13 protein-coding genes are annotated in these 24,939 nt (G+C 59.7%); 8 read left to right on the top strand and 5 right to left on the bottom strand.

What is annotated here, in order from left to right; genetic code table 11:
- The first annotated feature begins 4 nt into the window (after window positions 1-4).
- From WBA38_RS03880 to WBA38_RS03870, 3 genes are read left to right on the top strand one after another with little or no spacing between them, the layout of a single operon-like run.
- A complete protein-coding gene (locus WBA38_RS03880; RefSeq protein ID WP_424322094.1) occupies window positions 5-895 on the top strand; it encodes a GIY-YIG nuclease family protein in 891 nt (296 codons plus the stop codon).
- Window positions 888-3,974, top strand: a complete 3,087-nt coding sequence (locus tag WBA38_RS03875; protein ID WP_424322093.1) for a type I restriction endonuclease subunit R — start codon at window positions 888-890, stop codon at window positions 3,972-3,974. Before WBA38_RS03880 ends, WBA38_RS03875 begins: the two co-directional genes overlap by 8 nt.
- The gene (locus WBA38_RS03870; RefSeq protein WP_424322092.1) at window positions 3,961-4,683 is read left to right on the top strand and encodes a M48 family metallopeptidase; all 723 of its coding nucleotides are present in this window, start codon (window positions 3,961-3,963) and stop codon (window positions 4,681-4,683) included. Before WBA38_RS03875 ends, WBA38_RS03870 begins: the two co-directional genes overlap by 14 nt.
- A gap of 927 nt (window positions 4,684-5,610) precedes the next feature.
- On the opposite strand, the gene WBA38_RS03865 is transcribed toward WBA38_RS03870, so the two are convergent.
- The 4 genes from WBA38_RS03865 to WBA38_RS03850 form a co-directional block, all read right to left on the bottom strand.
- A complete protein-coding gene (locus WBA38_RS03865) occupies window positions 5,611-11,025 on the bottom strand; it encodes a DUF4011 domain-containing protein (RefSeq protein WP_424322091.1) in 5,415 nt (1,804 codons plus the stop codon).
- A 271-nt stretch (window positions 11,026-11,296) separates the two neighbouring features.
- Window positions 11,297-14,506 carry a C-terminal helicase domain-containing protein gene (locus tag WBA38_RS03860; RefSeq protein WP_424322090.1) on the bottom strand — a complete coding sequence of 1,070 codons (3,210 nt, stop codon included), beginning with the start codon at window positions 14,504-14,506 and terminating at the stop codon, window positions 11,297-11,299.
- Window positions 14,503-16,269 (bottom strand): phospholipase D family protein, encoded by a 1,767-nt coding sequence (locus WBA38_RS03855; RefSeq protein WP_424322089.1) that lies wholly within the window; start codon window positions 16,267-16,269, stop codon window positions 14,503-14,505. The genes WBA38_RS03860 and WBA38_RS03855 overlap by 4 nt, the downstream gene beginning before the upstream one ends.
- On the bottom strand, window positions 16,253-17,407 hold the full coding sequence (locus tag WBA38_RS03850; protein ID WP_424322088.1) for a DUF6361 family protein: 1,155 nt from the start codon (window positions 17,405-17,407) through the stop codon (window positions 16,253-16,255). Before WBA38_RS03850 ends, WBA38_RS03855 begins: the two co-directional genes overlap by 17 nt.
- Before the next feature lie 289 nt (window positions 17,408-17,696).
- On the opposite strand from WBA38_RS03850, the gene WBA38_RS03845 reads away from it, so the two are divergent.
- Together WBA38_RS03845 and WBA38_RS03840 are read left to right on the top strand one after the other, a co-directional pair.
- The gene (locus tag WBA38_RS03845) at window positions 17,697-20,147 is read left to right on the top strand and encodes an AAA family ATPase (RefSeq protein WP_424322087.1); all 2,451 of its coding nucleotides are present in this window, start codon (window positions 17,697-17,699) and stop codon (window positions 20,145-20,147) included.
- On the top strand, window positions 20,144-20,551 hold the full coding sequence (locus WBA38_RS03840; protein WP_424322086.1) for a hypothetical protein: 408 nt from the start codon (window positions 20,144-20,146) through the stop codon (window positions 20,549-20,551). The genes WBA38_RS03845 and WBA38_RS03840 overlap by 4 nt, the downstream gene beginning before the upstream one ends.
- Before the next feature lie 142 nt (window positions 20,552-20,693).
- Here the strand turns inward: WBA38_RS03840 and WBA38_RS03835 are convergent, their stop codons facing one another.
- Window positions 20,694-20,954 (bottom strand): DUF732 domain-containing protein, encoded by a 261-nt coding sequence (locus WBA38_RS03835; protein WP_424322085.1) that lies wholly within the window; start codon window positions 20,952-20,954, stop codon window positions 20,694-20,696.
- A gap of 513 nt (window positions 20,955-21,467) precedes the next feature.
- Between WBA38_RS03835 and WBA38_RS03830 the strand changes: the two genes are divergently transcribed.
- From WBA38_RS03830 to WBA38_RS03820, 3 genes are all read left to right on the top strand, one after another.
- Window positions 21,468-22,496: a hypothetical protein gene (locus WBA38_RS03830; RefSeq protein WP_424322084.1), complete on the top strand. Its 1,029-nt coding sequence runs from the start codon at window positions 21,468-21,470 to the stop codon at window positions 22,494-22,496.
- On the top strand, window positions 22,493-22,930 hold the full coding sequence (locus tag WBA38_RS03825; protein ID WP_424322083.1) for a hypothetical protein: 438 nt from the start codon (window positions 22,493-22,495) through the stop codon (window positions 22,928-22,930). Before WBA38_RS03830 ends, WBA38_RS03825 begins: the two co-directional genes overlap by 4 nt.
- A gap of 107 nt (window positions 22,931-23,037) precedes the next feature.
- Entirely contained in the window at window positions 23,038-24,885 is a 1,848-nt protein-coding gene (locus tag WBA38_RS03820; RefSeq protein WP_424322082.1) for a hypothetical protein, read from the top strand.
- The last annotated feature ends 54 nt before the right edge of the window (window positions 24,886-24,939 follow it).

Genomic DNA, 24,939 nt, shown 5'->3' with positions numbered 1-24,939 from the left:
TGGTTTGCTGACGGCCGAGATCATGAACTGGACTGGTCATGTCGTTGCCGCACCGCGTTCTGACCTGGCGGCGCTCTTGAAGCGTCCTGAGGCGACTCGCACCGGCATCTACATCCTGCTCGGCGATGATCCGAGCAGCCTGGGTGGCCAGTTGGCCTACATCGGCGAAGGTGACGATGTCAGTAAGCGCCTGTATCAGCACGCTCGCTCGGAAGACCAGAACGGCAAAGACTTCTGGGATCGAGCCATCGTGCTGACCAGCAAAGACACCAACCTGACCAAGGCGCACGCCCGCTACCTGGAAAGTCGGTTTATCACGCTGGCGCTGCAGGCCAGCCGGGCGAGGCTCACCAACGGCACCACGCCGCCACCGATCGTCCTGCCCGAGGCCGATGTGTCGGACATGGAGTACTTCATCGAGCAGGCCAAGATCGTGCTGCCAGTGCTCGGGGTGAACCTCTTCCGGTCGCCAACGACGACCACGACAGTGCCGCACACTGAGGTAGCGGGTACGCGCACCGATTCGCCGGTATTCGAGATGACGCTGAAGAAGTCCGGCATCACCGCAACCGCACAAGAAGTCGACGGCGAGTTCACCGTGATCGAAGGCTCCAGCGCCCGGCCGAAGTGGACGGGCGGCGAGGGACACAGCTACACCAGCCTGCGGACGAAGCTGGAGCAGGACGGCACACTCGTGCCCACACCCGACGGATCGGCGATGCGCTTCACCCGCAACCACGTATTTGCCAGCCCGAGCGCAGCCGCCGCCATTGTGGCCGGCCGCAGTGCTAACGGCCGCACCGAATGGCTGGTACAAGGTGCACGAAGAACTTATGGACAGTGGGAAACCGAAGGAGTTGAGGAGGCGATGAAGCAGGAGGTGACCAATGAGTGATGTAGGACAGATTGAACGAAAGGCGCAAAACCGGGTGGTGGCGCTGTTTCGAGACCAGCTCGGCTACGAGTACCTCGGCAACTGGGAGTACCGCGAGGGCAACGCCAACGTCGAGACCGAGCTACTGACGCAGAACCTGCGCGCTCGCGGCTACGACGACAACCTCATCAACCGTGCCCTCGACCAGCTCGGCAAAGCCGCCTCGGTCGGTGCCGGCCACGACCTTTACGAAGCGAACAGGGACGTCTACGGGCTGCTGCGCTACGGCGTGAAGGTCAAGCCTGGGGTCGGTCAGCAGACCGAAACCGTCTGGCTGATCGACTGGAAGAACCCCGACGCCAACCACTTCGTTGTCGTCGAGGAAGTCACCATCGCGGGCCAACACACCAAGCGCCCCGACGTGGTGCTCTACGTCAACGGCCTGGCCCTCGCCACGCTGGAACTCAAGCGCTCCAAAGTCGCTGTCTCGGAAGGCATCCGGCAGACTATTGGCAACCAGAAGCCCGAATTCATCCGGTCGTTCTTCTCGACCGTGCAGTTCGTCTTCGCTGGCAACGATGTCGAGGGCGCGCGCTACGGCGTCATCGACACTCCCGAAAAATACTGGCTGGAGTGGAAAGAATCCTCCGACGTCGCTGACCCGCTCGACCGGGCGCTGCTGCAGATGTGCAGCAAGCCGCGTCTGCTTGAACTGATCCACAACTTCATTGTCTTCGATGCGGGCGTCAAGAAGGGCCCACGTCACAACCAGTACTTCGGCGTCAAGGCTGCCCAGGAGCGCATCGCTAAGCGTGAGGGCGGCATCATCTGGCACACCCAGGGCTCGGGTAAGTCGCTGACGATGGTGTGGCTGGCTAAGTGGATTCGCGAGAACCAGCCCGACGCCCGGGTGTTGCTGATCACCGACCGCACCGAACTCGACGACCAGATCGAGAAGGTCTTCAACGGCGTCAACGAGCAGATCTACCGCACCAAGAGCGGCGCCGATCTCATCAGCTCGCTCAACGCCAGCGAGCAGTGGCTGATCTGCTCTCTCGTCCACAAGTTCCGCGCCGCTGACAGCGCCGGTGAAGACGAGGAGGCGACCGCCGACTTCATCAAAGAACTGCACGCCACCATTCCGAAGGACTTCAAGGCCAAGGGCAACATCTTCGTCTTCGTCGACGAAGCCCACCGCACCCAGTCCGGCAAGATGCACACCGCCATGAAAACGCTGCTTCCCGAGGCGATGTTCATCGGCTTCACCGGCACTCCGCTACTGAAGGCCGACAAAGCCACCAGCATCGAAACCTTCGGCTCGTTCATCCACACCTACAAGTTCGATGAAGCGGTGGCTGACGGTGTGGTCCTGGACCTGCAGTACGAAGCTCGCAACATCGACCAGGAACTGACCAGCCCGGCACAGGTCGACAAGTGGTTCGAGGTCAAGACCAAGGGTATGACCGACCTCAGTAAGGCCGAGCTCAAGAAGCGCTGGGGCACCATGCAGAAGGTCGTCTCCAGCGAGCCGCGCGCCAAGCAGATCGTCAACGACATCCTGCTCGATATGGAGACCAAGCCCCGCCTGATGGACGGGCGCGGCAATGCAATGCTCGTCGGCTCGAGCATCTACCAGGCCTGCAAGTTCTACGAGATGTTCGTCGCGGCCGGCTTCAAGGGCAAGTGCGCCATTGTCACCAGCTACACCCCGAACGCCAGCGATATCGCCAAGGAAGATTCCGGCGCCGGCAAAACCGAGAAGATCCGCCAGTACGACATCTACCGCAAGATGCTGGCCGACTACTTCGACGAACCAGAAGACACCGCCGTGAACAAGGTCGAGGAGTTCGAGCAGGCCGTCAAACGCCAGTTCATCGAGAACCCTGGCCAGATGCGACTGCTGATCGTGGTCGACAAGCTACTGACCGGCTTCGACGCGCCGAGCGCCACCTACCTCTATATCGACAAGAAGATGCGCGACCACGGCCTGTTCCAGGCCATCTGCCGGGTCAACCGCCTCGACGGCGACGACAAGGACTACGGCTACATCGTCGACTACCAGGATCTGTTCAACTCCATCGAAGACGCCGTCGGCGACTACACCTCAGGTGCGCTGGACGGGTACGAGAAGGGTGACATTGAGGGGCTGCTCACTGACCGCATCGAGAAGGCCCGCGAGAACCTCGACGAAGCCCTCGAACGCATCCGCGCTCTCGTCGAACCTGTTGCGCCACCGAAGAACACGCTGCAGTACCAGCAGTACTTCTGCGCGGTAGAGCAGGGCAACGCCGAACAGCTCAAGGCCAACGAGCCGAAGCGCGTCGAGTTGTACAAGGCGGTCGCGGCCGTCACCCGTGCCTACGCCAACCTCGCCAACGACATGGCCGCCGCTGGCTACAGCGTGGCTGAGGCCGAGGCGATCAAGAAGGAGATCGCGCACTACGTCGACGTGCGTGCCGAGGTGAAGCTCGGTGCGGGTGAGGATGTCGACTTCAAGCAGTACGAGGCCGGCATGCGGTTCTTGCTCGACACCTACATCCAGGCCGGCGCTTCCGAAGTTGTCTCCAACTTCGAAGACACGGGTCTGATTGACCTGATCGTCAGGCTCGGCGCTGGTGCGATCGACAAGCTGCCCGCCGGGATCAAGAAGGACCCCGAGGCGGTCGCCGAGACCATCACCAACAACATGCGCAAGGTGATCATCGACGAGCACGCGTTGAACCCGAAGTACTACGACAAGATGAGCGAACTGCTCGACGCCATCATCGAACAGCGCCGCCAGCAAGCTATCGACTACCAGGAGTATCTGGCCAAGCTCCTCGACGCCGCCAAGCAACTCGGTGTCAAGGAGTCGGACACGAAGTATCCAGACTGGGCGGACAACGGCGCACGACGCGCCCTGGTTGACTTCGGCTGGCCCGATCCGGGCACGCCGATTCGGGTCGACACTGCAATCCTGAGGAACAAGCCGTATGACTGGGTCGGCAACACGATGAAGGAGAAGGTCGTCCGCCGTGCGATCAGCCGGGTCTTGCCCGACAGCTTCGGTCGGCTCGACGAACTGTTTGAACTAGTGAAGGCGCGCGATGAGTACCGCTAACGCCTACCTCACCGTCCGCGGCATCGACATCGACGTCATTTACAAAGACATCAAGAACCTGCACATCGGCGTCTATCCACCGCTGGGCCGCGTGCGAGTTGCGGCACCCGATCGACTTGATGACGATGCGGTCCGCCTGGCCGTGATTCAGCGACTGTCGTGGATCAAGCGGCAGCGGGACAAACTGCGCTCCGCCGAACGTCAGACCGAGCGCGAGATGGTGACCGGTGAGTCGCATTACGTGTGGGGCGTTCGTCGCCGACTCAAGGTCGTCGAGCGGCCAGGTCGGGTTCACTTCGAGATCGACGGCGAGAGGCTGGTGCTCTACGCGCCCGCCGAGACCTCGGCAGAGCAGCGGCGTGACTATCTCGACCGGTGGTACCGCGACCAGCTTCGGCGCGCGATTCCTGAGCTCATCGCCAAGTGGGAGCAGACGCTCAACACGACGGTCCCGAAGTGGACTATTCGGCGCATGAAGACTAAGTGGGGCTCCTGCAACCGCGAGAGTCGACATATCTGGTTCAATGCCGAACTAGCCAAGAAGCACCCCGACTGCCTGGAATACATCGTTGTCCACGAGATGACCCATTATTTCGAACGCAACCACGGCGAGAGTTTCACCAGTCTGATGGATAAGTATTTGCCCGATTGGCGCAGCCGGCGAGACCAACTAAACAAGGCGCCGCTCGCCGAGGAGTTGTGGGCATGACGCAATCAGCAGGGGCTTGGCTCGACCGACGCATCGATGGATCGCGCGGGCGTTCACAGATTGGAACTCGCCGCGCAACGACCGTGCGAGGCCGTATTCCGAGTCTTGGGTCCCGACATTGGGACCCGTTGGCGGAGCGGCTCGCGGTGTAGCGGAGTTGGGCAGGAGATAAGCTACTGCGGCCGCGGGCCACTCCTGGTGTGGAGCGATCAAGGTAGCAAAGGTGCTACGAATCACTCGAGTGCGGACATGTCCAAATGCGTGATCCCGAATCGCTGAACGACCTTGTCGAAGTCATATTCTTCCAGACTTAGTGCGTGTACCGCGCGCACCAGGTCAATATTGGACTTGTATGTAACCCTCTCGTCGTTGTGATCAATCCACGCGGGAATGATTAGACTGAAATCCTCGGTGTAATGATAGCTTGCCCGTTGGATGGGTGACCCAGCCCAAAGTAGGCACACGTCGCTGTCGAAGCCGCCCTCGAATTTGGTCGAGTCCTCAAACGGGAAATCCCACTGGAGGGTAATGTTGATATTCTTCTTATACGCCGCTATTGAATAGCGCTGCGTCTAGGTATGGCCGCTCATGGACTCGATCCAGTCCGTTCGATCGAAATTTTCAATGATGGGTCGAAGTAGTCCAATGTTCATTCAGGTCGGTCCTCACTCTTGATTGATTAGCTGATTGCGTGTCGGATTTTTACGATTAATATCTGGCGAATTCCTTTCGGTGGCGCTATGGCGAAATTATCGGAGAGGGATTCGGTGATAGTGGACTTCTGTATTGGTCGAGTTCCTTTCTTTTATGGTCGTTTGTAATGGCCTGATAGAAAATTCTCCGCCAGTGTCTGGTACCGAGAATGGGTGCCGAATTTCGGGCACAAGAAATTTTGATAATCCCGCAGACTGGCGAGTGGGAACTGAGTTAAGTGGCGCTGGCTAGCTTCTCGGATTGTGCCTCGCTGATAACTCCGCCTTGCTCAATCGCTGTTCCAGCTGAGACGAGTGACTTGAGCGCTTCCTCGATCCTGCGGGTGACGACGACGCCGGATCTGTTCCATCCGAAAATCTGCCTCACCGCGGTGATCAATTCTGGTCGCGGAAGTGAGCCCACGTCGCGGACTAGGAGAGTGATAGCCTGGCTGATTTCACTGACATGCACATGTTCTGCCTTCCTCGAAAACTCGCCAGGTCCACGTACGGATACAGCTTCCGAATCGTGGGCAATGTAGAAGTCGCCGTCCGCAATGAGCTCAGACGCTTCCAACGCCAAGTCGAGGTTTCGTCGAATCTTCGGACCGATTCGGCCAATCGACCACCAGTCTCGGATCCGCTCCTCAATGACACTAATGTGGACAGGAGACTCGTGCGTGACCAGTGTCGTTAACGGCTCAATCAAGTCACGGTGACTACCTGCAGCGCCGACTTCAACGCGCCAGTGGAGACTCTGCGCCGGCGCTGCCGAGTAGTCGATGACCCAAGAAGGGATGTCGACAACCATTGTCTCTACGGTCTCAACTTCTGCGCGCACGACCGTCGGCAATTGTTTCGGTTCTGCACTCTCTGGCTCTCTGATCGCAGTCTCGATTGCGTTGATCAGCCGTGCCTCTTCGGTCTGCTTATCTCGGTACCAGGCGGTGCCCCAGATTCGATGCATGGTCCATCCGAGGCCTGTGAGGACCTGGTCGCGAAGCCGGTCACGGTCGCGTGCGGACTGCGCTGAGTGGTATTGGAATCCGTCGCACTCCACGCCCAAGACGAAGGCTCCAGGTCGCGATGGATGACGTACTCCGATGTCAATCCGATAGCCAGCCGCACCGACCTGCGGTTCGACGACATACCCCCAACCTCGGATCGCCGCAATTACCGACTCCTCGAACGGAGATTCAGCATCGAGGCCAGTCGAGGAGTAGGGGACCGCGAGGATCTTCTGTCCGCGCTCCGCGTAGTCGAGATACGCACGGAGGTACTCCACATTTTCATTCGTTGATGGAGGAATGTCGTGGGCGTGCATCGATGCAACGACTTCGACGCGCTGGCGGGCACGGGTGATGCCAACGTTCAGTCGCCGCCAGCCTTTGTCCCTGTTCAATGCGCCGAAGTTTGTTGAGATCTTGCCAGCTTCATCTGGGCCGTACCCGACCGAGAAGATAATGACGTCGCGCTCGTCTCCCTGTACTTGTTCCAACGCGCGAATGAAAAAGCCATCGAGTCGGTCGTCCGTATCGAAGTAGACATCGAGATCGCGCCGCTCTGTGCGGGCGTCGTCGATTGCCCTTTGTACCGCATCCGCTTGGGCCACGGAGAATGTCACCACGCCGAGGCTAAGGTCAGGTCGAGTCGAGTAGTGATCGATGACCCTTTGCGCGACTTTCTGCGCTTCGACCGGGTTGATTGCACCTCCACCGCGCTGATACGTACCGCCCGCGTGGAAGAACTCCACTCCGACGTCGGATCCTTGTGCGCGCGCAGAGGGGAACGTTATGAGTTTGCCGCTGTAGAACTTGTAGTTCGAAAATGCAATCAAGTCTTCATGACGTGATCGGTAGTGCCAATTGAGGCTGATGCTCTGGAGTGCCCCCGATGCTTTGGCTAACTCGAGGATCGACTGGAAGTCCGCGACGTCGGTGTCAGGGTCTTCCTCGTCGTCGGTTGTACGCGCGAAGAAGGAGGTGGGCGGCAACTGCTTGTCGTCGCCAGCGAGGATCAGGGCATCACCGCGGTATACGCAGTTGATGGCGTCCCCCGGTGTCACCTGAGAGGCCTCATCGAAGATGACGACATCGAACTTCATAGTTGGCGGCAGGAACTGCGATACAGCGAGAGGCGACATCATGAAGACTGGTTTGATGCTCGGGGTGACTGTTTGAGTGAGATTCATCAGTTCGCGCACCGACTTGTGTTTCTTCTGCTTCGCGCCTTCGCGACGGATTATGCCGGGTTCGCCGAACGAGCTATTTGTCGCTCGGCGGGCGTTTGCAGACTCGATGATTTCTGATGTCGCGGCGGTGGTCAGGTCGCGGTCAAGGGCGCGATACTCTTCAACGAGAGCGGTACGGTCTTTGGCTAGTTTAGGATTCAGGCGGTCGTCCTCGCGGAAGACCCAATCGATCCATGCTCCGTACAGCGAACGCATGATTGCGCCTTGCATGACTGTCTCGTCGTAGCGTTGGCTCGCGCAGTATTGAACGACGGGGACGAGGCCGAACTTGTTCAAGGTTGTCATAGCGGCCGCGTACTGGAACCACTCAAGTTGCCCCCGGGTATCGCCTTTTAAGTCCTCAAGGAGTTCCGGACCCAGCTCGTAATGGTCGAGTTCGCTGGCGATCTCGCCTTGTCTTGTCTCGTCGAACGAGGTGATAATGCGTTGACTCGAGCGTTCCCAGTTCTCGATTGCAATGATCAAGTTATCGGCTGGCTGTGCACTTGCCACTGATTCAATCTGTTCCGAGGTCAGGGGCGTCCCGGTGAACTCACGAAATCGATCGACCCAGTCGATTGCGTCCTGAGCTTCGTCGAACGGAGTGTCCTCGGCGCGGAAGTAGGCCCCGAGGTGCGGACTGAGCTTCGGCTTACTTTGGGAAACCGCTTGATCGTGCTCGTGCGCACGCCCGAGTGCGTCATAAAGCTCAGCGATGCTGCCCAGGGTCCAGTCTCCGCTGAGGGCAGCCTCGATTGCGCTTGTTCGAGCTGCGGCAGCGCGCATGACCTCGGCGTTCGCCGACAACCAGGTCCTTGCATCCTCGACGAGGCCCAAATAGAGGGCAGGGCGCCCTGCCGGCGTGGGGAGGTCAGCGAGGGTGCGTCGCCACGCTTCGAAGGCGGCTTCTGCCTGGCCGAGAACGCTAGAATATGGCTCGCTCGAACCTGCGCCGGTGAAGTACTGGACTGTTCGCGGATGCACGTCTGCGCCGGTGTAACGGAGGATCTCGTCGACAGTTTTGAGCGCGACATCAAGAGCCTGATAGTCGGTATTCGCGCCGTCCCAGTACTGGCCGAGGGCATGACTAGATTCTGCAGCTTCTACCGTGAATGCTGTCCTCGTTTGGTTCCACCGAAGTGCATCGTCGAGGCGTGAGATTCCAACCTTGACCTGCGAAGCATCGACCAAGACTTCAGCGAGCGCGCGCTTGTCGGTCCGGTAGGCTCCGGAGAGTTTGCGCAAACCGCGATGGAGGTTCTGGAACCGGTCTTGTAACTCGGCCAAAGGCTGATCGAGTGATGATGGTGTGAACATGCTTGCCGCTGCGGCTTCGGCAGTTCGAAGCTCTATCGTCCTTGCGCTGAGCCGTCGCGCTGCAGCACGCGCAGCTTCGAGTCCGCATGGAGTGAACCATGTCGACTCAAGCCGAACCGCTCGCGATTTGAGGTTGAGGAGCGCCCTCATTTGCGGAAGGCTCGAGAACTTAATGTCAGTGGGCAGTCCAAGTTCGCTGGCGATTGCCTGCAGCGCCTGACGATGGTCTTCGAGCATGACGGCGTCGCTGTCAAATGTATTGGCGGTGCGAGTCAGGAGTCTTGTCGACAGCGTATGCAACGGGACCGCCGCTGGCGTCAGCTGGAGCGGGTTAGGTTCCGGCGGAATTTGATCCTGTTGTGGAATTGAAGTCCACGACTGTCCGCCGATCAGAGCTTCGACTGTCGAGATGGATTTGCGTCGGGCGCTGACCAACTGGCGCAGCGTATTCAACGAGGTGTTGATGGGTTCGGTGTCCCGTACGGACAACCATCCCATCGAAGTTTCACCGCCGACAGCCTGGGTGGCAAGCCCGATGATCTCGTCTAGCATCCGTGCATCCGATGGCCGCGACAAATTGAAGGCTCGCATTAGGGCTTCATTAACGGATGTCGCTGACTGCAGGACACTGAGGTCATCGAGCGCCCTCGCCAGTTGGGTCTCAAGCGGGTGTTCGACGATGACGTCGCGCCAAGTGAACGAATCGCCCTGAACCGCTGGACGCCAAGCTCGGCCGAGCTGACTTAGCGTCTCCTCCACTACAAATAGGTCCTCTTGGCTCAACGTGAGTGGCTCGGTCGCTGGGGCGGGGACAGCTGGCGAATCTGATAGCAAGTCGTGCTTACCAATCACATCGTGCAGCGCCAAGCTGAGCGGCTTCCGAACCTCATTCATTGCTGCCGCGTAGGCATTGAGTTGCTCACGGCGTTGCCGGATCCGATTTCGCTCGCCGCGTGTCATTCCGTGAGGTGGCCGCACAGTGTTGTCTAACGTGTTCATCAGCTCGACGGCGACCTCCTTGCGACTGGCCTTATGCGAGTGGAGTTCGAGGAGGTAGCTTGCTAGACCTGCGTCAGCCAGCCGGTTACGAACCACGTCGAGCGCTGCAATCTTCTCGGACACAAACAGGACGCTCTTGTTGGCGTGAACCAGAGAGCCGATCATGTTTGCGATCGTCTGTGATTTGCCTGTCCCCGGAGGCCCGTCCAGGACGAAGGACTTCCCCGCCAGCGCGGCCGCGATCGCGGCACGCTGAGAGGAGTCGGCGTCAAGGACGAGCGGAGTCACCTCGGGTGAAAAATGGTCATCGATCTGGGCTGAGGGGATGGCGTTGAACCGAAATGCCGCCGTCTGCTTTTTGGGGTTCGACGTTGCGAGGGCTCGCACCAGGGGACTTGCAAGGACCGCGGCTTCGTTATCTTGGAGGTCCCTAAACATGGCCTCCTTCATGAATGAAAAGGTTCCAAGATAGGTATCGTCTGTCATCGTCCATTGGCTGATGGCATCATCCGCGGTCTCGAGCTTCGTCCGTACAAGATCGAGGACGTCGGTGACGCTCTCGCTATCCAAGTCCTCGGCTTCTGGAAGTTCGATGCCGAATTCCTTGAGGCGCAGCAGGAGCGCGGGGTTGATTACGGCACCGTCGTCACCTTCCGCGATGGTTGGTGTGGCCTTAGGTCCTTGCGAGTGCAATTCGACCGGTTGCAGCAGAATTGGCGACACCATGTCCTTGTCGTCGATGTCTTTCCATTCGAGCAGTCCGAACGACATGTAGAGGATGGATACGCCACGTTCGAGGTAGTCGGAGCTCGCACGGCGCATGAGCGAACGAGCGACTGTGCCGACCTCGCTGTCGGGCCGTGCACAGTGGAAGTGTGCATTGGAAGGGCGCTTCTTAGTGCCGTCGGTAGCGTCGGGCTCGAGGTCTCCGACGAGGCGCTGGTCTGTGCCCGTACGGAGTGCTTCCAGTAGATGGTCGGGGCTTGGGCTGTCGATTCGAAGCGTCGACGTCTTTCGTGGTTTAAAGCCAATCAATTGACTCGTACGCGTCAGTCCGACGAGACCGTCGCGCCACGTCTTCAGTGCTGCCTGGACGTCGTCCACTGGTGCCCCATTCTTGATCTTTGGTGATAGCCAAATTGTTTAGATTCGTGATGCTAGCCGGGGGTACTGACATTCTTGAATGCGGGTATTCGGCCATTCCTTCGAACGGGTGATTTTGCGATTGTTTTGGGTCAGAATTGTCAAAACTAGAGCAAATTGGGTCAAGGTTGTGAAAGGATGCCTGGGCTCGTCGAGTGGTGAAGCCCGATAATCCGTCAGGTCATGGAGCTTAAATGTTCACCGCACGTGCCCGAGCGTCGTTAGGCTTCACTTATCCAGGCGCCAGGTCGACCCGCCATCGCTCTGCCTCGTCGTCGGTAACGCCCGCGGCGCTGACGACTGAGATCAGGTCCTCCTGGCGGGCCTGACCGAATGCGAGGCGGTAGTACGCGACTCTTTTTTGGACGCGGTCGATCCGCGCCTCATCTGTACTGAGCTGGTATGGCATCAGTTCCCGGATCACTTGGTGTGGTCCCGGGTATACCCAGTCGGGAGCGAGACCCGGCAATGCGTCCTGGTAGGGGGCGTCCGCCTTCGCGAGGCTGTATGCGGCCAGCCAGGGATTCGCTGCCCCGAGCATCGTGCTGCCGTGCGTATGTGCGATGTTGCGTCGAACTGCGTGACCACGGAAACGGTTGACTCGGCCTTCACGCTGCTCATAGTCGACCGGGCTCGCAGGGATATTCCAGTGAACTAGGTTGTGGCACCACGGGTGGAAGTCGATTCCCTCCTGGCCCACGCTCGTGGTGACGAGGACGAACGGGGCAAATGGGGAGTTGAATGCTTCACGAACCTCAGACGAACGAAGCGATCCCTCCTCGACCTTTGCATCGCCGTAACGAAGTGCGAATCGGCAGGGGAACGGTATGGAGCTCCCGTCCATTGGATCCTTACCCTCGTAGGTCGCCTCACGAAGGCGCATCGCTTGCGCAGCTTCGGTCGCAACGGCAATTAAGGACTCGTCGTCGACAATGGCGTCGCCTTCGACAGCAGTCAGGTGAAAGATGTACTCGTCGAGCATGGCCTGAAGGTTGCCGTCAGCGCAGTATTGAAGCACCTTCTCCCAGTAGGGTCTGCTGTCGGGATACAGGCCGTCGAGAATCATGCCGGTCTCCGGACGGCTGAAGAGCGTCCGCAGCCCCGATGCCAGGACAGCGGCAGCCCTCCATTTCCCAGCGCGGGACACCGCGTCCGTCGAGACGTCCAGACGCCCTAATGATCGCCAAGCACAGTTGGCCGGCGAATGCATCGCCAGATTGGCGACTCGCTCTGCCAGCGCAGGAGGAAGTTGATCCAAGTCGAGAGGTACCGCGCTGCTGGCCTCGACAGCCGCTTCGAGGTAGCCGCTGATTGCCGACGCAGAGTCGGAGTCGCTGACCGTGTCCACGCCGGGAGATGTCCCCTTCCGACGGTCTGCTCCCATTGACTTAGCTGCGTCGAACTCGCCCGTGGAACTGCCTGTAAATTCCTTGAAGCCGGCACCTTCAAGTGCGAGGGGCCACCGCCACACAAGATCGGCGAACTCTGGACTCCGTGACTCAACTGCATTCTTGGGTAGCTTCGCGCGAAGGGATGCCGCAACGATCTGCACCGCTGAGCCGGGGTCGGCGGGACTTGCGGTCACCTTCGCGGCATGCAACGGATCAGTCTGATCCGCGATCTGCGGCATTGGTAGGAACGGGATGAAGTTCATCATCGAGGAGAGATCGCCCCGCTTCAGGGGCAGGCGCCAGTTAGTCGACTCGTGTCCGAGACCAGCCTTGCGAGCGATGCGCCGCCGCGCTTCGTAACTCAGTAACGAGGCGACGGCCGTCGGCGTCGCTGACCACTCAGAGAAGATGAGCTTCTTCGTCATCGCTTGTGCATCGACGGTCGAATAGGCGCCTGCGGGCGTGAAGTAGGGAAGCGATGGTGGAACCCACAGCAGTTCCTGCCAACCATGGCCGGTGGTTTCGTCGATGAGTGCACGGAGTCGCGGATTCACATTTGGTAGTTCCTCGAACCGCTTTAGTGCCTGCAGATCCAGCTTCTGCAGATCCTTGAGCTTTGCCGCAATTTCAGGATCACCACGATGGTCTCGGGTCCGCCTTCCAATTTGATAGGCATCCATGAAGTGGACCAGTTCGGGGACCGACTTCCATACATCCATCGGCAACGAGCTGTCGACGAGCCGTGCTAACTCAGTGAGTTTGATGAACTGCTCGACGTCCTTGATCGACACCGCAGCTGCGGGAACGTGCACCTTGCGCACCATGGAGTCGGTCACATTGGAGGGGCGCTCAGTCCGGCACATGATCGACAGGAGACGTTCGCGAAGCTCATCCCGGATCTCATGCGGATCGGCTTCCGACGTCACGGACTGGCGGAATTCATTGAGCAGCCGCGCGATCTCTGCGACACGGTCGTCGGACGACGAGCCAGTCGCGGGGCCGGAAAGGAATCTCAAGGTGTCTTCGAACTGATCGCGATGAGAGCCCGACCCGCTTTGGTTGCCATCGATCGTCCCATCCAGGTCGAATGGTTTGTACGGTGTTGCGGACAACAGGAGAACTCGAGCACCTTCGTAACCAAAGAGTTCCTGAGCTAGCTCACTCACGGGTCGATCACCGCCGATAAGGTCGGTGAAACGCTGAAACTCGTCGAGAATAATCAGATCGGGCTCGAGCGCTTCCACACCAGCCCTTGCCAGCGTCTTGCGAAGGCCAATCACGACATTGGCGGCTGCGGAGTCACCGCCAGGGATGCTTCGTTTGCCGATAGTTTGGTCCATCAATGAGGTGAATGCTTCCAGGACTGATTGCTGCCCATGCTCATGTTGCCTGGCAAGTTCCCGGAATTTTTCGACAACAACCTCGGCGAGGTAGCCTCCTCCGTCGGAACCGTCTCGCCATCGCGACTCAAACATCGCGATGCGGTCCTGGAACCGTTCCTTCGTGGCGATGCCACCTTTCAGGATTCGAAGGGCGGCGGTTTCCTCAGACCGTCTCATGTTCAGCCCCATATGGTCGCGAAGGATCACAAACAGAAGGGCGCGCTCCTCTGCCGATCCTGTCCGCCATCCTCGGTCCGGGAACGATGTTGCGGGTGTCAGGGTAATCAGATTCACCGGTTTGCCAACGTTGGTCACCGGGGTCTTCAACTGATGACTCGATACCGCGAGAAGGCTCAACCTCGTCGACATTTCGACCGGAGTGCCGAGCACATTGAGGCGTTTGATGTTCTGGCGGGCAACGTCGGCGTTTGAACAGATGTAGACGACGTCGATTCGTCCGACGCTGTCATCGTCCTGGAGTTCCTCGACCGCAGAGGCGATGACACCTCGGGCGATCAGACTCTTGCCTAGCCCGGTTTCATCGGCAACCAAATACCTGGTTCCGGACCGACTCCGGTAGAAGACGTCGACCACCTTGTCGACGGTGCGGCGCTGAAACTCACGGAGGCCGTTTAGGTAAGGCTCGGCGGAGAACCTTTGGTCGGTCACGCTTCGACGCCTTCCAGTTGTGTGGCTGCTGAGACCGCTGCCCAAAGCTCTGAAAACCCTTCTGGCAGAACACTGTTTGGATCGCCCTTGGCAATGATTGACGACACGACCCCAGACAAGTGGCGGAGGCCGTCCGTATTACTCACAGACGATCGCATGACGAGTTCGAAAAGGCCTTGGTCGAACTGTTTCCAGGACGTGCCTTGGCCCCCGAGCGGTTCGCCGCCGGCGCCGTCATCTGAGCTGGGAGAGACGCCGAATGCCAGGATCAGGGCGAGGAGTCGACGGAAGGCCTCGGGTGAATCGAGCTGGGCAGTAACGATCGAGTCGTAGCGTCGGGGATCGTCTCCTAGGAGTTCAGCTTTCAGCACAGTCTTGGCCGTCGTGCCGTCAGCAATTTCGACAGAGAGAACGAGGAAAGCCGTGACGTTGCTTAGCTTCAGGTCGCGGAACTCGACCCGAACCGGAGCTCCGCAGGCAACTTCATGCCGTGCCGCCTGATCGGTTAGCAGTGCCAGTGACAGCTTTACGTTCTCGTCAAAGGTCGGAACGGGTCCATCGCTGGTGACGGCAAGCATTGCGGTCTCGTCGCTGGCCATGAGCGTGGCAGTCAACGGGATTCCAGCGACAACGCGGACATAGTTGTCTAGCCTCGCCTGGACTTCATCGTGGTCAGTCTTCCCGGAGTTGATGTCTGTACCCGCGATGATCGATGCGAGTCCTTCCTTCCCGAGAAATGCGTCAACACCGAAGGTCTTGGTTTGTCCAGTAAGTTCGGCCAAGATTTCGACGTTGCTGGTGAATGCGGCACCAGTCGCGTTCGCGGATCCGACGAATAGATGGCTCCGTTTGCTGCGCTCTACCGCGTAAAACTTCGCGTGGAGCCCGCTGAGGATCGAATTGCTCGAAGCGTCCTCGTCCTCACTCGAAATCCCTGCATCAGGTGACAGTACGAACGCCTCGTCGATCCAGTCGGCGTTCTCCGTGCTCAGTCCATCAAGAGATTCTTGGCGCGAGACGACGTAAACCGGTCCGCGCGCGTCGTTAGTTAGCCGGTCGAAGCCGTCATCCGTAAGGAAGGGGGACACGACGAGGTGTTTGTATCCCGAGAAATCGGGTTGGGGTGCTTTGCGGCCAGGCAGTCCGTAGACATGAAATCCGAGATCGATCGCTCCGGGTGGCAAGTCCCAATCGGCCTTCAGGATTAAGTCACGAAGGCTAGCGATTCGCTGGCTCGTGCGTTCCGGCAGGCTGTTGGAGTCGCCGAGATAGGCGAGCAGGTTCACGAGCGGGACGTTCATAGGATTCCGTCGGGATCCGACTACACCATCAACGGAGAGTGCGACGTCCCAGGACCGGTCCTTGGTGAGGTTTCGGCTCAAGATGAGGAGTCGTATGGTCTGCTCGCCGTCGTCAGTGAGGTACTGCCCGATCCAGACTTTGGGATGGAAGAGACCGTGCGGCCTATGGATCCCGTGGATTGAATTCTCAAGAAGGGAGAACAGTGGGCTCTGATCCTTCGGCACCGAAACTTTGCCGACCTGGTGAAAGATGTCGACGTTCTGAACGCTGGCCGTTATAGCGGCAACTTTCTCGACGGCATCCGCTGCGTCCGGACTTGCACTTCCTGCGAGGGCAAGACAGGGGAGCAGTGCACTTTCTAGGTCGAGAGTGAACGTGGTTCCGAGCAAATACTCGATCGCGGAGCCGGGTTCGGGTGCAAGCTGTTTCAGCAGCGTGGTTCTACTATCCGGCGGTAGCATCAGCGATTCCCTCTCGGATATCGGCAAGAAGAACTTGGACGTTGGGCCAGCGATAGATCAACCTGTTCGAGCCGGACGAACCGCCCCAGTTCTTGAGCTGCCGTTCGTTTTGTAGTCGGGACTGAGACCCCTTGTTCTGCCGTTCGCGATCTGTGATGGCGCGCCGCACCTGGTTGTCGGTCGCGACAGCTCGCGCCCCGTTGGCCTGGACAATATCGATCCAGTTATTAATGAATAAACGGGTGCCGGGTGCGACAGGGCGCCCGAGAGTTCGTCCCTTGGCAACCGTCTGCCAGAACGCATGCCGGTCCCAGTTTTCAAACGCTTTCTCGTTCCTGGGTGCCTCCATCTCGGTGACCCATGCCTCGATGCGTTCGGAATAGAAGTCGGAGTAGCCATCTTCGCTGTCTGGTAGTGCGTCGTATTTTGTGGCAATCAGTTGGTTATAAATCAGCGCCGCACCGTTGATGGCGAGCGAGAACAAGCGGGCATGCTCGATTTGATCCTGGAACTTTCTGGGGGCTGTCACCAGGGTCGGATGGTCCCACGGGGCGTCAAACTCGTAGGGATCTGCGAGGAGTCCGTCGGTCAGAAGGTATGCCAAGTACGAATCAGGTACAGCCATGACGATTCGTTCCTTGAGCCACTCGGCTTCAGTCGAAGTCAGCGACAACCCTTCGTCGATTGTGTACGGAAATCCGGCGGGCGCCGGGATTGGTACATTCCATGTGAGTGCCTTTGGATCTGCGAGAATCCCGTATCGCCCAAGTGCGGCCCAGTACAAACTCGATGGCAATGTCTGGATAGCCTTGCCAGCCTGGGCCCCGATCATCCCCGCTTCCGGAACCGGATTGCGAAGTGTTTCGATCGTCGAGCGCTCTATGAGATTCGCTTTGGTGCGCACCGAGGTGCCGATGTGCTTGGCCGCCGCCTTCTGGAATGCCCAGGGAACCAAGAGAAAATACCTGGCCCGGGCATGCACGGTCGAGGTCCCAGGGAACAGAAGGTCTCCGAGGGCGTCGCGGACCTGGCCGATGCCGAGATCATCGAGCGTCCCGGTGTCCGAGAAAAGCTTCACAATCTCTCGCATGCGGCGCTCGTCCTCGGGGGATGTATCCAACCAAGCGAGACTCGACATGAAGACCTTCCGCGATGGGCGTGACGGGCGCTGAACTGACGACGAATTTGGTTCAGTCCGCAGCGACGATGGGGCTCGATTAATGTTGCCCCGAACTCGATCGACGTCAACCCCTGTACGGGTAGTGGGTCCGGCATCTGCACAAGTTTCGTTCGTCTAGATGACAGCTTCCCCTCAGCGAATTGGCGACAGCTGCAGACTGTGGCGACAAAATTGAACAGCGGCCAAAACTGTCAGTGTCACATGACAATGTGGTGCAGCAAGTGAATTGGACTGAGGGGAGACAACTTTGAGTCAGGCGAGTGGTGCGCGGACAACCGAGGAAGAGGTGTGGGACCTCTTTGATCAAACGCAGACTCCCGATGAGGTCGCGTACGTCGTCGCCGCAGCGATGAAGGGCGATGCGGAACTCGCCGCACAGCTTGGTGACGAGGAGTCCGTGCAACAACGTCCCGAGGGCGGCGAAGCCGATTCCGAGCCACTGAAGGCCTACCTCAAATCGATTTCCGTCGAAGGTTTCCGCGGTATCGGACCGAAGTCGACGCTGACGGTGAATCCGCGGCCCGGTGTCACTGTGGTCAGCGGGCGCAACGGGTCGGGCAAATCCAGCTTCGCGGAGGCGTTCGAGTACGCGGTCACCGGCAAAAGCTACCGGTGGACAGGCAAAGCCGCCCACTGGAAAGAGTCCTGGCGCAACAAACACGCCGGCCATCCGGCCACGATCGGCCTCACGTTTGCCGGACAGTCCGACACGTCACCCGACGAGGCATTTTCGCTGCAGGTCGGCGTCAAGTGGAAGGCTGAGGTTACTGACGTCGATCAGGCCGAAAGCTGGGTCAAACGCGACGGTGGAGAACGGACCACTCTCGAAGCGCTGGGATGGGCTCGGCCGGCCGAGACCTACCGGCCCATCCTGAGTTACGACGAGCTCGGCGGCCTCTTCGAAGACGGGCGCGCCGCCCTCTACGACGCGCTCAACAAAATCCTGGGCCTCGACGAGATCGGCAACGCTGAGAAGTACATCGCCGCAGCACTAAAAGCAGCGGGTGAAGAACGCAAAACAGCTGACGCCATGTGGCGTCAATTGAAGAAGACGATCGCGGCCTGTGACGACGGTCGTGCGAGGACCGTGCACGCCGAGATCAAGCAACGGCCCTTTGACCTTGACCTAATTGCTGGCGTTATCACTGGAAGTGCGTCACCCCAGACAAGTCTCATTCAATCGTTGCGGGAGTACGCCGCAACTGAACAGGTGACCCTCGACGACGTTGTCACGTGCACTGCGGAACTCAACGCCGCACACGGAGCCGTCGCCGATGGTGCGGACGCGGTGTTGCAGTTGCTGGCCGACCGCACCGAGTTGCTGCGGTCGGCGCGAGCCTATGTCGCTGCAACAGGAGATGACGACTGCCCTGTCTGTGAGGCTCCGCTTGCGAAGGACTGGGGTGAGCGCGTCGAGGAGGCAATGGCGGAATCGGAGGCGAAGCTCGTCGAGCACAGGCAAGCGCTGACGCGACTCACTAACGCCAAGCGTTCGGCATCAGAGCTTGTTGCGCGCCTACGGCCGTTCGATATCGACGTCGAATTGGACGGATGCTCCGCCCATGCGTCGGCGGTTGCGAGCGCTCAAGCTCTACCGACGAACAGCGCAGAGTGGGCTGCACATCTCGAAACGACGATGCCAACTGCCCTCACCACAAGTGCCGCGGTTGCTGAACAGGCAGAACAACACGCGAATGAACTTGAGGACGAGTGGGCACCGGTTGCTGTTGAGGTAGCTGCCTGGATCCAGGCAGAGCAGGCTGCTCGTACAAAGCAAAGCCGCCTCGACGTTCTGGATGCAGCGAAGTTGTGGCTGAAGGAGCAGGGGGAGGTCCTTCGTGCTCGACGGCTGGAGCCGGTTGCTTCCAAGGCCCGCGAGATCTGGGCGCAGCTGCGTCAAGAGAGTGGCGTCGACCTGGGCAGCATCACCTTGGAGGGAGCGGGGACGTCGAAGCTGCGTTACGTCAGCGTCCAAGGATCGGTGGAAGGCGAGGACACCGGCATCCTCTCGGTGATGAGCCAAGGGGAACTGCACGCTTTGGCCCTGGCCCTGTTCATTCCCCGCGCCACCGTAGCGTCGAGCCCGTTTGGCTTCATCGTCCTGGACGATCCGATCCAGGCCATGGACCCAGCAAAGATCGACGGCTTCCTGTCAGTGCTGCAGGAATTGGGCAAGACCCGACAGGTCATCGTCTTCTCGCACGACGACCGCCTACCAGCCGCGATCCGCCGGCTGTCGGTGGAGGCCGATCTGGTGGAAGTCACCCGCGAGCCAGGCTCAAGAGTGATCGCTAAACCTGCTGAATCGCCCGCGCATCGATACGTTGACGACGCATTCGCGCTCATCGTGGATGACAACGTCAGTGACGTCGTGAAGGCCAAAGCAGCACCAGGATTGTTCCGTTTCGCGGTGGAGTCTGCGGCACGGCAACGCTACTTCCGGGACTCGGCGAAAGACGGGGTCAGTGCCGCACGTGCTGAAGCCGTCTGGTTGGAAGCACGCAAGACAGGCTCGCGGGTAGCGCTTGCGGTCCACGGCGACCCGGCTCGGACGATTTCCGGCTGGGTGCATCACCGCCAATATCGTCAGCCGACAATCGCGGTCTGCACAGCAGGAGTGCACAACGGTCAGATTCTCGACAAGGCGTCAGTATCCGATCTGCGGAAGACCGTCGACGATATTTTGGATCAGTCGTGAACTCCGCAGCTCTGGTTCTCCTGGCGCATGCTGATGGACTGCGCTCCGGGCAGTCAACGGTGGCGTCCGGCAATTCGGCGCGGCTTGCAGCGTTCGTCGCCAGACAGGCCGCGGAGATTCTGATCGACGATCGTTGCGCGGAACTCGGGGCCGCGTGTCCCGAGGGCACGATGCGTTCCAAATCATCTGTCCTCAAATCCCTCGATGCTGAAGGCCCGGGCGTGGATCTGGTCTATGCGTGGAATCGGCTCAGCGAGTGCTGTCACCAGCATGCGTACGAGTTGGCGCCCACCGTGAACGAGGTGCGCGGGCTGTGCGTCGCAGTGGCGGCGTCTGCGGCGGGGCGGTGGAGATGGCCGGTAGCTGAGAATGTGAGCCGCGGCTACCACGGCGCACTGCGTTGAGGCGGACAGTCCGAAATTTGCGAGAAGTGCTCCGCCAGAAGTGGATTCGTTGAAGTCAACGTACTAGCGGGGCTCGCAATTCGGGCCGTTTCGGGTGTCGTCTAGATAGACGTAATCGCGGCATCAGCGCGAATGCTGGGACCTACTCGATCCATTGGTCTTCGCAGAGGGTTCCAGTCGCGGCACCCACAACGGCTCCGGCTGCTTCGAGCGTCCACGTCGAGGTCTTGGACACTATTTGGAGAACCGTTTCGGTGGTCGTGTGGCCATTGCGGAGGTAGTGGCAGATTTGGTAGCCGGGGCGCAGTACCCCCCGCGCGACCGGACTCTGTTGAGATGCCGTGCATGCGGACGGTTGCGAGGAACGATTCTTCGTTGACGCACGTTGGTCTTCGGCGTTCATTGGAGGAGGTTGGAGAGGCGCGGCCGCGGGGGTGCTAGAAGCCGGCCTACTGGCGGGACCTGGCGTGGTGTGTGCTCGGGTGCTGCTGGGGCTGGTAGCGGTGTCGACAGTTTGCAACGCGGAGTCGGGGAGCAGTGCGCCGACAGTGCCGACGACGACGAGCCCGGCCAGAAGTGACCACCGCAGATAGTGCGGTCTGGCCTCGGGATTGCGGTTACGGGCGATGAAGGTATCCGTCGCGTTGCGTTGTAGCTCGCCGATCGGCCTGTCGTTCGAACGATCGATCCCGCGGCGTTGTCACACCCGTACGGCACTATTGCACTCATAGATCTTGGTTTGGACGACGCAATGGCTGTTGGGATGGGCCGACCCGTGCCAAAGGTAGAGGTTGTTGTGCCGAAGTAGATGGACGCTCTGTGTGGTCCCTGAGTTTTGTCATGCAACGTCCGGAACCAAGTCAGGCTGCTACCACGGATGTCCAACGACGGTCGTCGTCCTTGAAAGGAGAACTCGATGGTGCTGCCATTGATTCCATTGGTCGCTGTAGGCGTCGGCGTGGTGACCGGCAGTGGTGGGGCCGTGCTCGGAGGCAGGGGTGCGGTCGAGATCAAGCGAGCGAATTCGCGCATCTCAGCGGCGAACCAGGAGTACGCGATCCGCAGAGCCGACTCGGACGAGCGCATCGACGACGCCAATCGCCGGTTGGGCAAGCTTGGATCGCAGCAGGAACAGGCATTCCAAGACGTCGTGGTCCGTATGCGCGACTTCCTGGTCAAAAACCAGCACAAGGTTCGTGATGCCGAGCGGATTCTGCTGGACGGACTTACTTCGGCGAGCACCAACCAACTAGCGACGACAACCGGAGTCGATGCTGATCTCACGTCGTGGGCGCGCGGGATCATCGGTGCCGCGACTGTTGGCGCGACCACTGGCTCGATGACCACCTCTGCAGTGGGTGCCTTGGCTACAGCGAGTACCGGTACCTCAATATCCTCGCTGTCTGGCGCAGCCGCATCGAATGCAACGATGGCCTGGCTTGGGGGCGGGTCGCTGGCGTCGGGTGGCGGCGGGATGGCTGCGGGCGCGGTGGCTCTGAACGCAGTGGTGGCCGGACCCGCGCTCTTGGTAACCGGTCTCGTCATCAAAGGCCAGGGCACGAAGGCGGACACTGCTGCCACCGAGGTCGAAGCTAAGGTAGCCATCGCTATTGCGGAATTGGATGCCTTCGACACAGAACTTGGCGTCATCGAGGAACGTTCAAAAGAACTCAGTGACACCCTCACCAGCGTGACTGCTCGTGCCGTCGATCGACTCGACGTACTCGAATCTGAAGATTTTGAGCCAACGCTCCACACTGAGCGTTTTCAACAGGCGATGGCGATGACGAAGGCCGTCGCCGAGTTGGCCGCAGTCAAGGTAGTCGATGACGACGGCGCTGTCAGCGGTGTTGGGCAAGCAGTCGTCTTGCGGTACCGAAGCTTCGTCGAATTACCGAAACAAGCTGAATCACAAGAGCAAGTAGTCGTGGAGGACAACTCATGAGCCTAGAGCCGGACCATAGCTTGACTGGGAAGATCATTGGCGTGGCCAAGGATCAAGCGCCGAGCGCGTTGCAAGGGTTTGAGGCGCTGACCTCGATTGTTGACGCGGCCCGCGAGGTTGCCGAGATTCACGAGGTCGAGAAGACGAAGCGTACTCAGATCCGTGCGATTGAGCACATGGAAGTCTCCAGGATCAAGGCTGCAGAGTCGGTGCTGAAGGCATATTTCGACAGTGCTTTCGCGGAGCGTCGCGAAGTGTTCGAGGGGCTCTTCGAGCGCATGGACCGGGCGCTGGATTCCGGTGATCCACGAATGGTCACTGAAGTTGTAAACGCTGTGGTTGATGTGGCGAAGAAGTCGCCGCTCGCCGATCTCGGCGATCTTGGTCAGATTCGCGCGGCGCTCGGCGATCCGGATCACGTCTGGGAACTCTAAGCCCGACAACCTCGCAACAACGTACTGCTACCTGTCTGCCGAAACTGCCAGGGGCGGCCATCAGCATTCACGCAGTAGATCAGATGTGTCGGAATTGAGGATTTGACGTGCATATTGTGTACCTCCACGGGGTCGGCAACGGCGACCCCGAAATGACGTGGTTCGAAGGCTTGAACCGGGGTCTGGCGGCTATCGGTGCCAAGACTGTCGACGAAGCGAATGTCGTCGCTCCTCGCTACAGTTCACTGCTCCGAGTCCCATCACTGAAGTCGACGCATCCCGCGGTGACTTACACGGAGAAGAATGATCGGGATGCGCGGCGCGCATTCGAGCGGCGGCAGGGGCAGGTCGAGCTCAAGATTCGCGACCTGGAGGACGTCCGCTCTTTCGGCCTCGGCAAGCTGTCTGACTCGGTGGTGAATGGCCTCCAGGAGCCGTTGATCGAGGCAGCTCCGCTCGAGGTCCTCGCTCAAGTCAAGAATTACCTTGATGATGAAGGCCTTCGTGGTGCGGTCCTGCAACGAATTCTCGATCGCCTGCCAGACACCGATCAGATTGTCCTGATCGGGCACAGTCTTGGCAGCGTCGTCGCCATCGACCTTCTCGACCACCTGCCGACAACGATGCGTGTTCGCCGGTTCATCACGATTGGTAGCCCTGCGGGCAGTCCGGTTCTTCACCGGAATAGCAATCGGATCCTCAAGCGATTCCCGTATTCGAGGGTCGACGATTGGTCGAATTTCCTTGATCCGCTCGACGGGGTCACTGCTGGCCGAGGACTTGCGTCGCTGTTTCCCGGCGCACAGGACTTTTGGCTGAAGGGCGCGCAGACCCACGACTCGAGCAAGTACCTGGAGAACAGGGCGGTGGCATCGTTGATCGACACCGTCGTGAACCCTGGGACCGCGATAGTTCCGGCAAGCGGTGATGTGGTCCGCCGCTTAACCGATGCCGAGGTGACGGTATTGGTGACGCTCGAATTTGCTAATGCGGTTGGTGACCACATTCCGAAAAAGCAGGTCGACACCCGTGAGCGATTCGACGACGCGTTGAGCGTCGTGCGGGATCTGTATATCGCCGAGCTGACGGCTCAATCCGACCTAGGCCAGTTGCCGCCTGAACTGCAAACATTGGTCGACGGACGTCTGCCGACGTTGCCTCGTGTATGGGATCTATCTGACGCGATCAGGCACGTGGTAGTTCTCGCGTACTCGAATGCGGTTGCCCCATACGAGATTGATACCGGTGAGGCATCGATCGACGCCATTTCGTCGGTGATGAGGCAACTCGGTTACTCAAGCGGGATCGCATCGAAGGTCCAAGATGCGGTCCGATCCGTCGATGCGCATTTGGAAGATCGACGCCGGACGCTTGGCACCAAGTCGCGTTGGGCGATGGCTGCTGCTGGAGTAGCGCTCCTCGCTGCGGCACCCGTTGGTCTGGTGCTGGCTGGTGCCGCGGGTACCGTCGGTGCGGCCGCGATCACGAGTGGCCTCGCTGCGTTCGGCCCGGGCGGAATGGTGGGGGGTTTGGCGATCGCTGGCGGACTGGCAGGGACGGGAGGAATGGTCACTGCCGCCGCAGCAACTGCGAAACCGGGAGTCAATACTGTTGTCCTGGACCCCACAAGCATCGCAATCCAGGTCGCGATCGCACACTCCTTGAAGAGTGTGGGCGAACCGTTCGACGCCGGTCTTTGGGAGCGAGTGATGATTGCCGAAAGTGAACTCTCAGCGCAGATCAATCGTCTGAGTCCGTTCAGCGACCCGAAGTCGCCGACCCTGGAACGACTCGCGGCGGGCCGCGACCTGATCTCGTCCCTGCTGGACTACATGAGGAAGCATGGCTTGGTCCCCGCTTCGGTGTTGCCGGCACTGAGCGATCCCGCCCGCGATGACGAAGATTCGGATTCAGATTCGGGCGGCTTCAACATCGGCAGGCTCTTTGGTCGGTAGGGCGACGGTGAACGCCTCGTCCTTTATGCGGATCGTAAAGCCGAGTTGTTCTCG

Source organism: Gordonia sp. (in: high G+C Gram-positive bacteria), from assembly GCF_049647785.1.
Classification (GTDB): domain Bacteria; phylum Actinomycetota; class Actinomycetes; order Mycobacteriales; family Mycobacteriaceae; genus Gordonia.
Note: the sequence above shows the minus strand (reverse complement) of the source record. Positions and strands in the feature narration are given on the sequence as shown.

What these genes read in the sequence shown, in the direction of transcription:
- WBA38_RS03835 (WP_424322085.1), bottom strand. Translation starts at nt 20,954, where the DNA reads ATGAACGCCGAAGACCAACGTGCGTCAACGAAGAATCGTTCCTCGCAA.
- WBA38_RS03830 (WP_424322084.1), top strand. Translation starts at nt 21,468, where the DNA reads ATGGTGCTGCCATTGATTCCATTGGTCGCTGTAGGCGTCGGCGTGGTG.
- WBA38_RS03855 (WP_424322089.1), bottom strand. Translation starts at nt 16,269, where the DNA reads ATGCTACCGCCGGATAGTAGAACCACGCTGCTGAAACAGCTTGCACCC.
- WBA38_RS03870 (WP_424322092.1), top strand. Translation starts at nt 3,961, where the DNA reads ATGAGTACCGCTAACGCCTACCTCACCGTCCGCGGCATCGACATCGAC.
- WBA38_RS03875 (WP_424322093.1), top strand. Translation starts at nt 888, where the DNA reads ATGAGTGATGTAGGACAGATTGAACGAAAGGCGCAAAACCGGGTGGTG.
- WBA38_RS03825 (WP_424322083.1), top strand. Translation starts at nt 22,493, where the DNA reads ATGAGCCTAGAGCCGGACCATAGCTTGACTGGGAAGATCATTGGCGTG.
- WBA38_RS03850 (WP_424322088.1), bottom strand. Translation starts at nt 17,407, where the DNA reads ATGTCGAGTCTCGCTTGGTTGGATACATCCCCCGAGGACGAGCGCCGC.